The following is a 14,095-nucleotide window of genomic DNA, read 5'->3' as shown; positions in this document are numbered from 1 at the left end:
CGCCGGTGCCGGAGTTCAGCACGGTCAGCGTGGACGACGAGGAGTTGCCGGACACCGGGACGTCGCCGCCGGACCAGGACACCTTCAGGGAGTCCTTCTCGTTCGGCGGGGTGATCAGCAGCGCGGCGGGCTTGGCCGCCTTCGCACCGCTGACCTGCGGGTTGGAGAACGTCAGACCGGACCAGGCGCTCTGTCCCGGACGCAGCGTCACGGTCACCGGGGAGCCGGAGGTCCGCTTGGGGTCCGCACCGAGCTGGGAGCCGGAGGCGCTGACGAACGCCGCACCCGGATAACCGGTCAGCGTGCAGGTGCGGGAGGACTTGTTGGTGAGCACCAGCGGGAAGTTCTCCTGCCCGGCGCCCGGATTGTTGGTGCCCACCGAAGCGCTCAGCTCCGATGTGTGGCAGCGGCTGCCCGACGCCGCGCTGTCGGCCTTGGTCTGCCCGCCCGCCGACGCCGACGCCGCCGCCGAGTCGGAGCCCTTGGCCGAGGCGGAGGCCGCGTCGGTCGGGGTGGAGGCCGACGAGGAGGCGGCGGAGTCGGAGCCCTGCGGGGCCTCGGTGGCCGGGCCCGCCGTCCCCGGGTCCTTCTGCGGACCGGAGGCCGTCTGGCCGCCGCACGCGCTGAGCACACCCACCATGACAGCCGCGCCCGCGAAGAGGGCTCCGCGGCGGTAGGACCGGGAAGAGTACGCCATGTCGCTCAACACTCCTGGATCGTCATGGCACGCGTCCCGCGCGTGCCGTCGGCGCCGGGTGCGCCGTCACCACATCCGATGACGGACCCGGAGGAAAAGTTCGGAGACCGCCGGATTCTTTTCCGGGCGCCCGCTTCGCGCACCCCCCTCCGACCGTCCCCGCCCACGGATTCAGATGACCCGCAGCGAGCGGAGTATGCCCGGCGTCGCGTCCGTTTTGTCCCGCTGGCGCACCTGCACGTACACCTGCGGCTGAGCCGCTCCGCCGACCGGCCTGAGCGCCGTCTCGGTGACCGTGCCGCCGCCCGGACACCCCGTCCAGGTCCGCACCCGGCCTGTCCAGTGGGCGTCCGTGAACGCCTGCCCGCCCGCGTAGTCGCAGTCCGTGTGCGCGAGGGCGTCCACCCGCGGACCGACCTCACCATGTTCGCTGACGCCGACGAACGCGCCGTCCACGGGCGCCTTCAGGTTCGGCCAGTCGGCCAGGTCGTCGCTCACCACCAGCCCCGGCTCATGGCCGCGGGCCAGCCCGAGCGCGTGCGGGTCCCAGCCGGAGTCACGGAACTGGCGTGCCCACGAGGACGGCACCTGCACCGACACCCGGTCCGAGGCGTCCTTCACCGTGGTCCGCGCGGCCGTGGTGTCCGGGTGGTGCTGCATCAGGGTGACGACGACGGCGGCGACCGCGGCGGCCGTCACCCCGGCCCCGGCGAGGGCCACCGTGCCGAGCCGGGAGCGCAGCCCGTCCAGCCGACGACGCCGGCCGAACGTCCCGGCCAGCCGCTCCAGTTCGGCCGCGAACGCCAGCGCCGTCGGCCAGCGCCGCTCGCGGTCCGGCTCCAGCGCCCGCAGCAGCGCCCGCTGCGCCTCGTCGCCCAGCTCCGGCCGCAGCCGCACCGGCGGCACCGCCCGGCCCGGCGGTCCCGGCACCGTGCCCGTCACCAGGTTGTAGCCCACCGCGCCCAGGCTGTAGACGTCGGCCCGCGCGTCGATGCCCGCGCCCGGCTCCGCCTGCTCCGGCGGCTGGTACCCCGCCGAGCCCGCCGCCAGCGTCAGCTGCGACGCCTGCGCCAGCGACTTGGCCAGCCCCAGGTCGGCCAGCAGCAACCGGGTCGTGCCGTCGGGCGCGGTGTGCAGCAGGACGTTGGTCGGCTTGATGTCCCGGTGCACGATCCCCGCCTCGTGCAGCGCGGCGGCGCCCCGCGCGGCCTCGGCGGTCAGCGCCAGCGCCCGCGGCACGGGCAGCGGGCCGTCCGCCGCCGCGTCGGCCAGGGTGCCGCCGTCGGCGTACTCCATCACGAAGTACGGCCTGCCGTCGGGCAGCTCCCCGATGTCGTAGACCTGCACCACCCGTGACGAGCCCGCGCGGCGCAGCAGCCGCGCCTCGGACAGGAACCGCTCCCGGATGTCGAGCCGGTGCGCCCAGTTGTCGGCGAGGACCTTCACCGCGACCGGCGCGTCGAGGTCGTCGTCGTGGGCGAGCCACACCGTGGCGAAGGCTCCGGTGCCGAGGCGCCGTTCCAGGCGGTAGCGGCCGATCCGCTCCAGGGAGTGCATGCGACTATCATGCCTGCCTGGAGAGCGACCCCGAGGAGAACCCCGACGTGCACGACGGTATGACGGTCGAGGAACTGGCCCGGCAGGCGGCGACGGGGGACCCGACCGCGCTCGACCGGCTGCTCGCCGAACTGCGCCCGGAGGTGCTGCGCCGCTGCGGACGCTTCCTGCCCTGCCGGGAGGACGCCGAGGAGGCCGCGCAGGACGTGCTCCTCCAGGTGTCCCGGCACATCGGCTCCTTCGAGGGCCGCAGCCGCTTCAGCACCTGGCTGTACACCGTGGTCGCCAACTGCTGTCGGCAGAAGTACCGCGAGCTGAAGCGCCGCGCCGCCGAACAGCCCGTCGTCTTCGAGCCCTCCGAGCACGTGGACCCGCGCACCACCAGCGTCATCGCCGGGTCCCGCGTCGATCTGCTGGACGCCCTGGACCGGCTGGAGCGGGAACACCCCCAGCTCGTCGCGCCGCTCGTCTACCGGGACATCTGCCAGCTCGACTACGCCGAGGTCGCCGAACGCATCGGCGTCCCGCTCGGCACCCTCAAGTCCCGGCTGCACGAGGCCCGCAAGCAGGTACGGCCCTGGCTGCGCGCGCAGTGAACCCCCGGTCGGCACGGACCGCCCCGTACTCGCTCGGCGCGGGCCGCGGCTAGAACAGGCGCGGGCCGCGGCTAGAACACGTCCCCGCCGAACGCCAGGCCCTCGTCCTGCGGGCCCAGTTCCGCCCAGATCGTCTTGCCCTCCGGGGTGTGCCTGCTGCCCCAGCGCTGGGTGAGCTGGGCGACCAGCAGCAGCCCGCGGCCCCCCTCGTCGAACGTCTTCGCGCGCCGCAGGTGCGGTGCGGTGTGGCTGGTGTCGGAGACCTCCACGATCAGCGTGTCGGCGTCCTGGATCAGCCGGAGCCGGATCGGCCGGGCGCCGTACCGGATGGCGTTGGTGACCAGCTCGCTCACCACCAGCTCCGCCGTGAACGTCATCTCCTCCAGCGACCACTCCTCCAGCCGCTCCACCACCTGCTTGCGTACGTTCGCCACCCGTGCCGGGTCGGCGGGCACGTCCCAGGTGGCGACCTGGGAGGCGGGCAGCGCGCGGGTGCGGGCCAGCAGCAGCGCCACGTCGTCGGCGGTGCCGCCCGGGGGCAGCAGCGAGTGCAGGATGCGGTCGCAGGTCTCGTCCAGGGAGTCCGCGTACGCCGACAGCGCCGGGAACAGCCGCTGGGCGCCCTGCTCCGCGTCCGGCTCGCGGGACACCACCAGACCGTCGGTGTACAGCGCGAGGACCGTTCCCTCGGGCAGTTCCACCTCGGCCGACTCGAACGGCAGCCCGCCCACGCCCAGTGGGGGACCGGCGGGCAGCTCCACTTGGCGGGGCGGCTCGCCGGGCTCCCGCAGCACCGGCGGCGGATGTCCCGCGCGGGCCATCGTGCACCGCCGGGACACCGGGTCGTAGACCGCGTACAGACAGGTCGCGCCCACCTCGCCGGGGCTGCCGTCCACGCCGTGCTCCGCGGAGAGCCGGACCACCAGGTCGTCCAGATGGGTGAGAAGTTCGTCCGGGGCGAGGTCGATGTCGGCGAGGGTGCGCACGGCGGTGCGCAGGCGGCCCATCGTCGCCGACGCCTGCACTCCGTGCCCGACCACGTCCCCGACCACCATCGCCACCCGCGCCCCGGAGAGCTGGATGACGTCGAACCAGTCGCCGCCGACCCCGGCGCGGGCGGCCGGGAGATAGCGGAACGACGCCTCCAGGGCCGCCGTCTGCGGGAGCGTGCGGGGCAGCAGGCTGCGCTGGAGGGCCAGCGCGGTCTCCCGCTCGCGGGAGTAGCGGCGGGCGTTGTCCACGCAGACCGCGGCACGGGTGGTGATCTCCTCCGCCAGCAGCCGGTCGTCCGCCGTGAACGGATCGGGGCGCCGGTGCCGGGTGAACACCGCCACCCCGAGGGTGAGTCCGCGCGCCCGGATCGGCACCGCCATCGACGAGTGCATCCCGTACCGGCGCACCCGCTCGCCACGCGCCGCGTTCCAGGACAGCCAGGGCCGCATGTCGCCGCCGGTCGCGGAGGCGATGATGGTCCGGCCCGCCGTCAGTGAGTCGCACTGCGGCGAGCCGGGCGGATAGACCTCCGTCTGGCCGGGCTTGAGCACCGACTCCGGCACCCCGTCCAGCACCGAGCGCTGCGCGGTCCGGCGCAGCGTGACCGGCGCGGTGATCCGGGCGGGCGGCTCGCCGCCGTGGGCGGGCGGGTCGAGGAGGTCGATGGTGACGAAGTCGGCGAGCGCGGGCACGCACACGTCCGCCAGCTCCTGCGCCGTACGGGTGACGTCGAGGGTGGAGCCGATGCGCACGCTCGCCTCGTTGACCAGTTGGAGCCGCTCGCGGGCGCGGTAGTTGTCGGTGACGTCGTGGGCGGCCAGGCACACTCCCCGCACTCGCCCCGTGTCGTCGGTGACCGGCACCATCCGGGCCAGCCAGGCACGCGGCCGGTCCCCGCCCCCGGTGCGCATATAGGTCTGCACGTCCAGCGGGCGGCCGGAGGAGAGCACCTGGAGCAGCGCGCGCTCCATGTCCTCGCTCTGCGGCTTGCCCCCGATCTCCGACGGGCGCAGCCCCCGCACCCGGTGCTCGGGCAGCCCGACCACCTCGCACATGGCGTCGTTCATCCGGCGCAGCCGCAGGGTGTCGTCGTAGATGGAGACCGCGCAGGGCACCTGGATCAGCTCCGCGCGGTCCAGCGGGTCGTCCGGCGGGGCGGGGAGGGGGGCCGCCGCCGGGGACAGCGGGGTGACGACGAGCCAGTCGCCGGGACGGCCGTCGGCGGCCGGGCGGTGGTGGGCGAGCAGCCAGACCGGGAGCGTACGGCCGTCCCGGTGGCGCAGTTCGACCGTGCCGTCCCAGCGCCGCGCGGTGGGTTCCACCGGCGGGACGGGCCCGGCCAGCAGCTCGGCCGCGGGGCGGCCCACGACGGCGTCGGCGGAATGGCCGAGCAGGCGGCGGGCGCCCTCGCTCCAGCCGACCAGCGTTCCGTCGTCGGCGATGACGGCCCGGCCCGTCGGCGCGTCGTCGAACGGATAGACCCGGCTCATCGTCGCCGCTCCCAAGCGCACACTCACAGTGAAAAGGTGGCACTACCTGGGTTCCAGCCTAGTGCTTCCGGGGCTCCCGTGTTCGGCGACCGGAAGAGCCGCCGCGGTCCGTCACCCCCGGTCAGGGGCGGTTTTCGGCCGCGCCGGGTCCGAAGCGGGCGCCCGGTGGCGATTCCGTGCCGCACCCGCGTGCCAGTCCGCCGGAGTCCGCCCGTTCACGATCGGTTGTGAACGATCCGGCGCGGAACGGGGTGCCGGGCGTGTACCGCCCCGGCCGGACCAGCCGGGGCGGTACGCCTGCGTCAGCTGCGGTAGCCGAGGATCGTCATCATGCCGCTCTCCGAGTGGTACTGGTTGTGGCAGTGCAGCATCCACAGGCCCGGATTGTCCGCGTCGAACTCGACGACCAGCTTGCGGTGCGGCAGCACCACGGCGGTGTCCTTGCGGACGCCGCGCCCGTCGATGCCCGCGATGGCGAAGGTGTGCCCGTGCAGATGCAGCGGGTGCCACATGTCGGTGGAGTTGATCAGCGACAGCCGCACCCGCTCGCCCGCCCGCACCGGGTGGCGCTGGCGGACGTCGTACGCCTTGTGGTCGAAGCCCCAGTCCCAGCGGTGCATGTTCCCGGTGACCCGGACGCGGATCTCGCGGTCCGGCTCGCGGTCGGGCAGCGCCACCGACTCGTGCGGCTCGAGCCGCCGCGCCTGGATGATCCGGCCGTCCAGCTCGGCGGGACGCACGGTCACCGGCGGAACGGTTCTGCCGTTGTCGGTGCGGAGCACGGCCAGCGCCTTGCCCTTCTTGCCCTCGGCCAGCGCGACCAGCGGGAACACCCCGTCCTTGGCGGTGACCAGCACGTCGTAGCGCTCGGCCATGCCCACCAGCAGCGCGTCGGTCTCCTTGTGCGCCACCGGGTAGCCGTCGGTGTGCGTGACCGTCATGGTGTGGCCGCCGAGCGCCACCCGGAACGCGGTCTCGGACCCGGCGTTGATGATGCGCATCCTGATCCGGCGCCCCGGCTTGCAGCGGAACGTGGCGGGCCGGGCCGGGGTCTTCCCGTTGATCAGGTACAGCGGGTAGTCCACGCTGCCCGCGTCGCCCTGGAGGAGTCGGCTGTGCGAGTCGCGCAGCACCCGCGAGGGGCCGCCGCCCGCGTGCGCGGAGTGCGAGGCGTGCGGGCTCGCCGTGCCGCTCGCCCGGCCGCTCGGCGCCGGGTGCTCGGGGCCCCCCATCGCCATGCCCGGCTTCATGCCCTTCGGCATCAGCTGGGCGAGCGCCGAGTCCGGGGTGGAGCCGTCCACGCCGTCCAGCCAGTCGTCCAGGACGACGATCCACTCCTCGTCGTACTTCAGGGGTTCGCGCGGGTCGTCCACGATCAGCGGCGCGTACAGCCCCCGGTCGGGCTGCATGCCGACGTGCGAGTGGACGAAGTAGGTGCCGGGGTCCCGCGCGGTGAAGCGGTACGTGAAGTCGCTGCCCGCCGGGATCTCCCGCTGGGTCAGGCCCGGCACGCCGTCCATGTCGCAGCGCAGCCGTACGCCGTGCGAGTGGAGGGTGGTCGTCTCCGGGAGCCGGTTGGCGAGGGTGAGGCTGAGGACGTCGCCCGCGGTGACCCGCAGCAGCGGTCCTGGCAGTTCGTCGTGGTAGGCCCAGGTCCGCACGTGCCGTCCGCCGAGGTCCAGCTCCGTCTCGGCCGCCGTCACCTTGAGCATCCGCACCCGGCCCGCGCCCCGGGCCCGCTCGGCGGCGCGGACCTCCGGACCCGACGGATCGACATATCCCTTCGGCCCCGGAGGGACGAAGGGCCCCTCGGCCGCCGCTCCGCCCTGGGGGCCGGAGGGGCGGGAGGAGCCGGAATCGGTGCAGGCCGCCAGGAGTCCCGCCCCGGCGGCAGCGATGGGGGCCCGGAGCAGGGTACGCCGCGAAGGTGTGTGCATGAAGAAAATAAGACACTTTTTGCAGTGATATGTGATGGAACCTCGGCGGCGCGTCCGAGCGGTGTCGGCGCGCCCGTCCACCCGCGCCCCGCGCCGGGTACCGGGTCGGCGGGGGCTTGACATGCCGACATTTACGGGTGAGTACCGGCGCGGTACCGTGACGGCATGCCAGCTCTCAACGTGGAGTTCAGCGAGCGCGAACTTGAGGACCTGCGCCGGATCGCCAAGGAACGCGGCACGTCGATGAAGGCCCTCGTCCGTGAGGCCGCCGCCGCGGACATCGCCCGCCACCGGGCGCTGAAGGAGGGCGCGGAGGCGTTCCGCGGCTTCTTCACCGCCCACGCCGAGGAGTTCGCCGCCGCCTTCCCGGACGACGAGCCCCCCGCCCGCGGCGCCGCCGCCTGACCGATGTCCTCCGTCATCCACATCGACGTCCCCTGGCTGCTGCGGCGCCATGAGGAGGTCCTGCCCGGGCAGCCCGCGGTGGACGACTTCTCCGCCCTGGTCGCGGCCGTCGCCCGGCACCATGTCGATCCGCCCCGGTTCGGCACCGGCTCCGATCCCGCCTGGCGGGCCGCCGCGCTGCTGCACACCCTCGCCGTGCTGAGGCCGCTGCCCGCCGCCAACGTGCGGTTCGCCTGTGCCGTCGCCGTCGCCTACATGTCCGTCAGCGGCGCCGCGCTCGACCCGCCGCCCGGTGCCCTCGTGGAGCTCGCCCGCGACCTGATGTCCGGCCGGACCGATGTCCACGGGGCCGCGGGGCGGCTGCGGGGGTGGCGGATCTGACCTGGGGCGTGTTTTGAAAGTGGCGTCGTCCGCCCGGAGGGCGGGCGCGGCGGCGCCGGGGGCCGCCCGTCCGCCCGACCCCGACTCACCACACGGCGGCCGGAGTTGACGGCTCCCCGGTCCCCGCGCGGGCCCCCGCGCGCTGTCGTGCTCAGCCCGCCGTCTCCGCGAGGTCGGCCGCCGTGACCGTGCCCGGTTCCCGGTGCCCGGAGAGGGCGAGGGTGAGATCCAGCTCGGCGAGCAGGCAGCGCACCACGTGCTCCACGCCCGCCTGTCCGTCCAGGCCCAGCCCGTACACATAGGGGCGGCCCAGCAGAACCGCCCGCGCACCGAGCGCGAGCGCCTTGAACACGTCGTCGCCGGAGCGCACCCCGCTGTCGAACAGCACCGCCAGCCGCTCCCCGACGGCCGCCGCGACACCGGGCAGCGCGTCGGCCGCCGCGACCGAACCGGCGACCTGTCGGCCGCCGTGGTTGGAGACCACGACACCGTCCATCCCGGCGTCGGCGGCCTGCCGGGCGTCGTCCGGGTGCAGGACGCCCTTGACGACGATCGGGCCGTCCCAGTGCTCCCGCAGATACGCGAGGTCCGGCCAGGTGTGCCCGGCGTCCCCGAACAGGCCGAGGAAGTGCAGCACGGCCGCGTTCGGGTCCTCGTGCACCGGCTTGGCCAGACCCGCCCGGAACGCCGGGTCGGTGAAGTAGTTGGCGGTGCCCACGCCGTGCAGGAACGGCAGATAGGCGCGGTCCAGGTCGCGCGGGCGCCAGGACAGCAGCGGGGTGTCCAGGGTGACGACCAGCACCGAGAACCCGGCCGTCCGGGCGCGGGTCAGGAAACTCCGGGTCACCTCGCGGTCCTTGCCCCAGTACAGCTGGAACCAGCGCTCGGCGTCCCCCATCGCCTCCGCGACGGTCTCCATCGGGGTGCTCGACGCCGACGACAGGATGTACGGCACGCCCTGCGCGGCGGCGGCCCGCGCGGCAGCGGTCTCCGCGTCCGGGTGCATGATCGACAGCACGCCGACCGGGGCGAGGGCCAGCGGGGCGGGCAGGGTGCGGCCCAGCAGGCTCACCGAGAGGTCCCGCCGCTCCACGTCCCGCAGCATGCGGGGCACGATCCGGCGCCGGGCCAGCGCCTCGCGGTTGGCGCGGGCGGTGCTGCCGTCGCCCGCGCTGCCCGCGACGTAGCCCACCGGTCCGGGACCGAGCCGGTGCTCGGCCAGCTCCTCCAGCCGGGTCAGGTCCGTGGGCAGCCGGGGCACGGCCCCCGTCATCCCGTTCAGATAGATCTCGTACTGGAAGTCCGCCCAGTGCTCGGCCATCCGGCCCTCCCGCGCTCGTCGTCCGTCGCTGCCTGGCGAGGGCCGAGGATACCGGCCGGTATGCGGGGTGACGGAGCGGGCGTACGGGGGCCGGGCGGGGATGATCACCGGCCACGGGCGGCTGAACACGAGGTGTCACCGGGAGGTCGGGGTCCGGCCGAGCCGGAATGTTTCCGGCCTATTCGCCGAGCGCTGTCTTTCGGCCACCGTGCCGGGCGAACCGATCAAGAACCCCGCCGTTGAGCGGTCGAGCTGTTCGATTTCTGTGACTTCGCGCCACTGATTCAACACGCAAGGTTACTCAAACGGGTGGGGTCGATGTGTGTTTCCCCGGCGGACTCGGCAGAGTGGCGCCCGCCGCCCGGGGCCGAACCGGGCCGGGGCGGCGCGACCTCGTCACGTCGAGGTATCTCCGAGCGGAAGGAAGCACACCATGCGGAACACCGCGCGCTGGGCAGCGACCCTCGGCCTCACGGCCGCCGCCGTCTGCGGACCCCTGACCGGGGCCTCCGTGGCCGTCTCCGACGCCGCCCCGTCGTCGCTCTACGCCCCCTCGGCGCTGGTGCTCACCACCGGCCCCGGCGGCGCCGCCCCGGCCGACGCCGAGCGGGCCGTCACCCTGAGCTGCGCCCCGACCCCCTCCGGCACCCACCCCGCCGCCGCGGAAGCGTGCGCCGAACTGCGGGGTGCGGGCGGCGACCCGGCCGCCGTGGCGCCGCGCGCCGGGGTGCGGTGCGGCCGTCTGTACGACCCCGTGGTCGTCACCGTCCAGGGTGTCTGGCAGGGCAAGCGCGTGGCCTTCGAACGCACCTTCGGCAACACCTGCGCGAAGGACGCCGCGAGCGGCGCTCTCTTCGCCTTCTGAGACCGGGATCGCGGGATCCCCGATGCGACGGATCAGGTTGCCACTGGGGAGTGCGGCCTTCTGGAGCGGGGCCCGTGATCTCGAACCGGAGCCCGGGCGGGCGGAGTGGGGTCGCCCGCCGGACACCGGTGCACCACACCGTTTCCCGGTCCGGCCCGTGGGGGGCCGGACCGGGAAACGGCCCGAAACCGACTGTTTGGAATCCGGAAGCCGCAGAAGACAAGAGTGACGGCGGGGCGGTCAAGTACGCCGTCGGTGACTCGTGTCGCACCACGGGTAACGGTGGCTCCTGCGGCAGGTGCACACCGCGACCCGGAACCGGTCGGAGAACACCGTCGTGCCGTCCTCCAGCTCGATCTCCACCGGCCCGTCCACCAGGACCGGCCCCTCCCGCTGGACGCGTATCCGGCAGGGCCGCACCTTCGGGTCATCGGATTCGTCCGGCACGGATCACCACCAGTTCCTCCCGGTCCCCGCCGTCGGCGAGCAGGCCGCGCCCGCGCAGCCATTGCGCGCGGGCCCGCAGCACCGGCCCGAGGGCGATGCGCCGCCGGTCCACCACCGACGCGGTCAGCCCCGCCGAGCGCAGCGCCGCCAGGGTGCGGTCCGGGCCGCTCAGTTCCGAATGGACCAGCAGCAGCGCCCCGCCCGGCCGCAGCAGCGCCGGTGCCTCCCGGCAGATGCGGTCCAGCACCTCGCGCCCGTCCCGCCCCGCGTCCCAGGCACGCGCCCGGCCGCGCGGACCCCGCCCGCCCGCCGTCGGCGCGGGCACGTACGGCGGATTGGCGAGGATCAGGTCGTACGACCGGCCGCGCACCGGGTCGAAGAGGTCGCCGTGCCGGACGCCGACCGGCAGCCGGGCCCGCCGGGCGTTGATGCGGGCCGTCCACACCGCGCGCCGGGACACGTCCACGGCGGTGACCCGCGCCCCGTGCCGCGCCGCGGTCAGTGCCAGCGCGCCGCTGCCGGTGCCGATGTCGAGCACGTCGGCCCCCGGTCCCGGCCGCTCCGCGCGCAGCGCCTCGGCGAGAAGGGCCGTGTCGTCCTGTGGGGCGTAGACACCCGGCAGTACCCATGTGCTCACCGCGGCTGGGTACCCCGGGGATCAGGATGTATGGGAGATGTCCGGCTCGACGGGGGCGAAGAGCGCGGTGCGGCCCGCGCGCCACGCGGTGAGCAGCCGCCGGGCGAGGCGGTCCTCCAGGAACTCGGTGGCGTCGATCCCGAAGACGACATCGTCGGTCAGCTCGGGTTCCTCCGCCAGCAGCCCGCCGATCACGTCGTGGCGGACGATCTGCTCGTGCACCGCGTCCGCCTCCACGTGCTCGTCGTAGAAGAACGCGGCGGCCGGGCCCGCGCCGTTGCGGCGCATCGCCGCGGCCAGGCGGCGGGAGGCGGGGGAGGAGGTGATCTCCACGTCCGCGAAGTGCCCGATCAGCGCTCCGCGCAGGTCCCGGTGCAGCCCGAAGAGGGACATCATGTTGACGACGGCCAGCATCTCGGCCGTCCCCGCGGGCAGATGGCGGCCGTACGCGCTGTCGAGACCGAGATCGCCCATCAGCTCAGCGAAGAGGTGCGCGTGCACCCGGTCGGCGTGGCCGCCGCCGAACTCGTCGAACTCCACCGCCGCCATCGCGGCCTTCGCCCGCCCGTGCAGGCGGGGCAGCACCCACGCGTGCGGGTCGGCCTCCTTCAGGTGGTACAGCGAGCGGAGCGCCGCGTACTCCCTGAGCTGCCACAGCTCGCCCTCCGCCTGGAGGTAGTGGCTGACGCCGGTGCCGTCCAGGGGCTCCGTCAGCAGGTCGGCGAGGGCCTGGTCCAGGTCCGGGTGCCGGGGGGTGTCCTTGTCGAGCGCCCCGAGGAAACGGTCCTCCAGCTCGGCTCGCCGTTCGAGCAGCTCCGGGTTCCACTCCAGGGCCTCGGAGACGCCCGCGAAACCTCTGTAGTGCAGCTCGTAGCAGAGGTACAGGGCCAGTTGGAGGTCGTCGCCGTAGGGGTCGGCCGTCCTGGCGTGGGGCGGGTGGGGGAGTGGGGCGGTGCGGGTCAGCAGGGCGAGGACTCCTTCGGAGAGGGGACCTCGCGGTGGTGGCAGGGCCGGGGCGCGGTGGTCGTTCATGGGCGCCGGGTACCCGGATGGACGGGGGTGGCACGGGCCGCGGTGCGTGGGCGGGGGTTCGGGGGCCGGTGCCTGCCCGGTGGGGCCGCGCCGTACGGGCCGGGAGGCGGGCCACCGTCCCGGTACGGACGACGGCCCGCCTCCCGCGAGCAGGTCACATGTGGACCACCGGGGCCGCCTCCGGGTCCTGCTGGGGCACCCCGCGCCGGTAGAGGAGGAACGCCGCGACGGTACCGGCGGCGAAGAGGACGGCGGACCACCAGAAGGCGGTGGTGTAGCTCTCGATGCTGGCCTGGGCCCGCACCAGCGGGTTCTTGGGGTCGCGGCCGGAGAGGTAGTTGGTGGCCGCGCTCGCCGCGAGGGTGTTCAGCAGCGCGGTGCCGATCGAACCACCCACCTGCTGCATGGCGTTGACGGTGGCCGACGCCACCCCCGCGTCCTCGGCCGCGACCCCGCCGGTGGCGAGCTGCATGGCCGGGGGCATGACCAGGCCGAGGCCGAAGCCGATGACGAGGAGCTGCGGGAGCACACCGGAGGCGTAGTGCGTGCCGACGTTCATCCCGGTCAGCCAGGCCATGCCCGCCGTGGCGACGGCGAAGCCCAGCGGGATGATCACCTTCGGGCCGGTGCGGGGCACCAACAGCGTGGTGCCGAGCTGGGCGGCCACCATCAGCGCGGCGACCATCGGCAGGAACGCGACGCCGGTCTTCGTCGGGCTGAAGCCCAGGTTGAGCTGGAGGTAGTAGGTGAGGAAGAGGAACACGCCGAACATGCCCGCGCCGGTGACCAGCACCGCGAGGAACGAGGCACCCCGGTTGCGGTCGAGCAGGATGCGCAGCGGCAGCAGCGGATGGGCGGCGCGGGTCTGCCAGTACGCGAACCCGGCCAGCAGCAGCCCGCCCGCGACCAGGAAGCCCCAGGTCAGCGGTGAACCCCAGTGGTGGGACTCGGCGTTGGAGAAGCCGTAGACCACGGCGAAGAGCCCGGAGGCGACCAGGACCGTGCCCGGCACGTCCAGCTTGGCGTCGCTCGCGTCCCGGTGGTTGCCGAGCAGCACCCAGCCGCCGATGAACGCGACGACCGCGATGGCCACGTTGACGTACAGCGTCCAGCGCCAGTCGAGCGCGTCGGTGAGCAGGCCGCCGAGCAGCAGCCCGATCGCGCCGCCCGCGCCCGCGATCGCGCCGTAGACGCTGAACGCGCGGGCCCGTTCGCGGGCATCCGTGAACGTGGTGTTGAGCAGCGACAGCGCGGCCGGGGCGAGCAGGGCGCCGAACGCGCCCTGGAGCGCGCGGGCCACCACCAGCATGGTGAAGCCGTTCGCGGCGCCGCCGAGGGCGGAGGCACCGGCGAAGCCGACCACGCCGACCAGGAAGGCGGGCTTGCGCCCGAAGAGGTCCGCGATGCGCCCGCCGAGCAGCAGCAGGGAGGCGAAGGCGAGCGCGTACGCGGTCACGATCCACTGCCGGTTGCCGTCCGAGAAGCCCAGGTCGGCCTGGGCGGAGGGCAGCGCGATGTTCACGATGGTGGCGTCGAGGACCACCATGAGCTGGGCGATGGCGACGACGCCGAGAATCCACCAGCGCCTGCCCGGCGCCGCCGCGCCGGGTGCCGGCCGGGCCGCGTCCGCCGACGTGCCGTCGGCGTCGGTGAGGGTCTTCTGGGACATGGAGGGCCGCTCCGGGAGGCTAGAGGGGAACGAGGAAACGCGGGTACGGAAGGGCACGCCGGGGCATA

General features: G+C 74.2%; 13 protein-coding genes. 4 read left to right on the top strand and 9 right to left on the bottom strand.

From position 1 onward, the window contains the following. Together KUM39_RS22970 and KUM39_RS22965 are read right to left on the bottom strand one after the other, a co-directional pair. Positions 1–697: DUF4232 domain-containing protein (locus KUM39_RS22970; protein WP_217787651.1), on the bottom strand; the 697-nt coding region annotated here is incomplete at its 3' end. A gap of 171 nt (positions 698–868) precedes the next feature. Further along, positions 869–2,254, bottom strand: a complete 1,386-nt coding sequence (locus KUM39_RS22965) for a serine/threonine-protein kinase (protein ID WP_217787650.1) — start codon at positions 2,252–2,254, stop codon at positions 869–871. Positions 2,255–2,313: 59 nt separating this feature from the next. Here KUM39_RS22965 and KUM39_RS22960 point away from each other — a divergent pair, with 59 nt between their 5' ends. Then, entirely contained in the window at positions 2,314–2,850 is a 537-nt protein-coding gene (locus KUM39_RS22960; RefSeq protein WP_217787658.1) for an RNA polymerase sigma factor, read from the top strand. A 71-nt stretch (positions 2,851–2,921) separates the two neighbouring features. Here KUM39_RS22960 and KUM39_RS22955 read toward each other — a convergent pair whose 3' ends face one another. Further along, positions 2,922–5,333, bottom strand: a complete 2,412-nt coding sequence (locus KUM39_RS22955; protein ID WP_217787657.1) for a SpoIIE family protein phosphatase — start codon at positions 5,331–5,333, stop codon at positions 2,922–2,924. Between the two features lie 302 nt (positions 5,334–5,635). Next, complete coding sequence (locus tag KUM39_RS22950) at positions 5,636–7,270, bottom strand: multicopper oxidase family protein (protein WP_217787649.1); 1,635 nt, start codon at positions 7,268–7,270, stop codon at positions 5,636–5,638. 165 nt (positions 7,271–7,435) lie between these two features. Between KUM39_RS22950 and KUM39_RS22945 the strand changes: the two genes are divergently transcribed. Next, positions 7,436–7,675 carry a hypothetical protein gene (locus KUM39_RS22945; RefSeq protein WP_217787648.1) on the top strand — a complete coding sequence of 80 codons (240 nt, stop codon included), beginning with the start codon at positions 7,436–7,438 and terminating at the stop codon, positions 7,673–7,675. Between the two features lie 3 nt (positions 7,676–7,678). Then, positions 7,679–8,056 (top strand): toxin Doc, encoded by a 378-nt coding sequence (locus KUM39_RS22940; RefSeq protein ID WP_217787647.1) that lies wholly within the window; start codon positions 7,679–7,681, stop codon positions 8,054–8,056. Between the two features lie 151 nt (positions 8,057–8,207). On the opposite strand, the gene KUM39_RS22935 is transcribed toward KUM39_RS22940, so the two are convergent. Further along, the gene (locus KUM39_RS22935) at positions 8,208–9,377 is read right to left on the bottom strand and encodes a lactate 2-monooxygenase (protein ID WP_217787646.1); all 1,170 of its coding nucleotides are present in this window, start codon (positions 9,375–9,377) and stop codon (positions 8,208–8,210) included. 433 nt (positions 9,378–9,810) lie between these two features. On the opposite strand from KUM39_RS22935, the gene KUM39_RS22930 reads away from it, so the two are divergent. Then, complete coding sequence (locus KUM39_RS22930) at positions 9,811–10,242, top strand: subtilase-type protease inhibitor (RefSeq protein WP_217787645.1); 432 nt, start codon at positions 9,811–9,813, stop codon at positions 10,240–10,242. A 240-nt stretch (positions 10,243–10,482) separates the two neighbouring features. Here KUM39_RS22930 and KUM39_RS22925 read toward each other — a convergent pair whose 3' ends face one another. The 4 genes from KUM39_RS22925 to KUM39_RS22910 all read right to left on the bottom strand — a co-directional run bounded on the left by KUM39_RS22925 (position 10,483) and on the right by KUM39_RS22910 (position 14,027). Continuing rightward, positions 10,483–10,689, bottom strand: a complete 207-nt coding sequence (locus KUM39_RS22925) for a CDGSH iron-sulfur domain-containing protein (protein ID WP_217787644.1) — start codon at positions 10,687–10,689, stop codon at positions 10,483–10,485. Next, a complete protein-coding gene (locus KUM39_RS22920; protein WP_217787643.1) occupies positions 10,670–11,326 on the bottom strand; it encodes a HemK2/MTQ2 family protein methyltransferase in 657 nt (218 codons plus the stop codon). Before KUM39_RS22920 ends, KUM39_RS22925 begins: the two co-directional genes overlap by 20 nt. A 21-nt stretch (positions 11,327–11,347) precedes the next feature. Next, on the bottom strand, positions 11,348–12,358 hold the full coding sequence (locus tag KUM39_RS22915; RefSeq protein WP_217787642.1) for an iron-containing redox enzyme family protein: 1,011 nt from the start codon (positions 12,356–12,358) through the stop codon (positions 11,348–11,350). 154 nt (positions 12,359–12,512) lie between these two features. Further along, the gene (locus KUM39_RS22910) at positions 12,513–14,027 is read right to left on the bottom strand and encodes an MFS transporter (protein ID WP_217787641.1); all 1,515 of its coding nucleotides are present in this window, start codon (positions 14,025–14,027) and stop codon (positions 12,513–12,515) included. Between the last annotated feature and the right edge of the window lie 68 nt (positions 14,028–14,095).

The sequence above is a fragment of the Streptomyces corallincola genome, from assembly GCF_019104725.1.
GTDB lineage: Bacteria > Actinomycetota > Actinomycetes > Streptomycetales > Streptomycetaceae > Streptomyces > Streptomyces corallincola.
The sequence above is the reverse complement of the archived record's forward strand: the minus strand, read 5'-3'. Positions and strand labels throughout refer to the sequence as shown.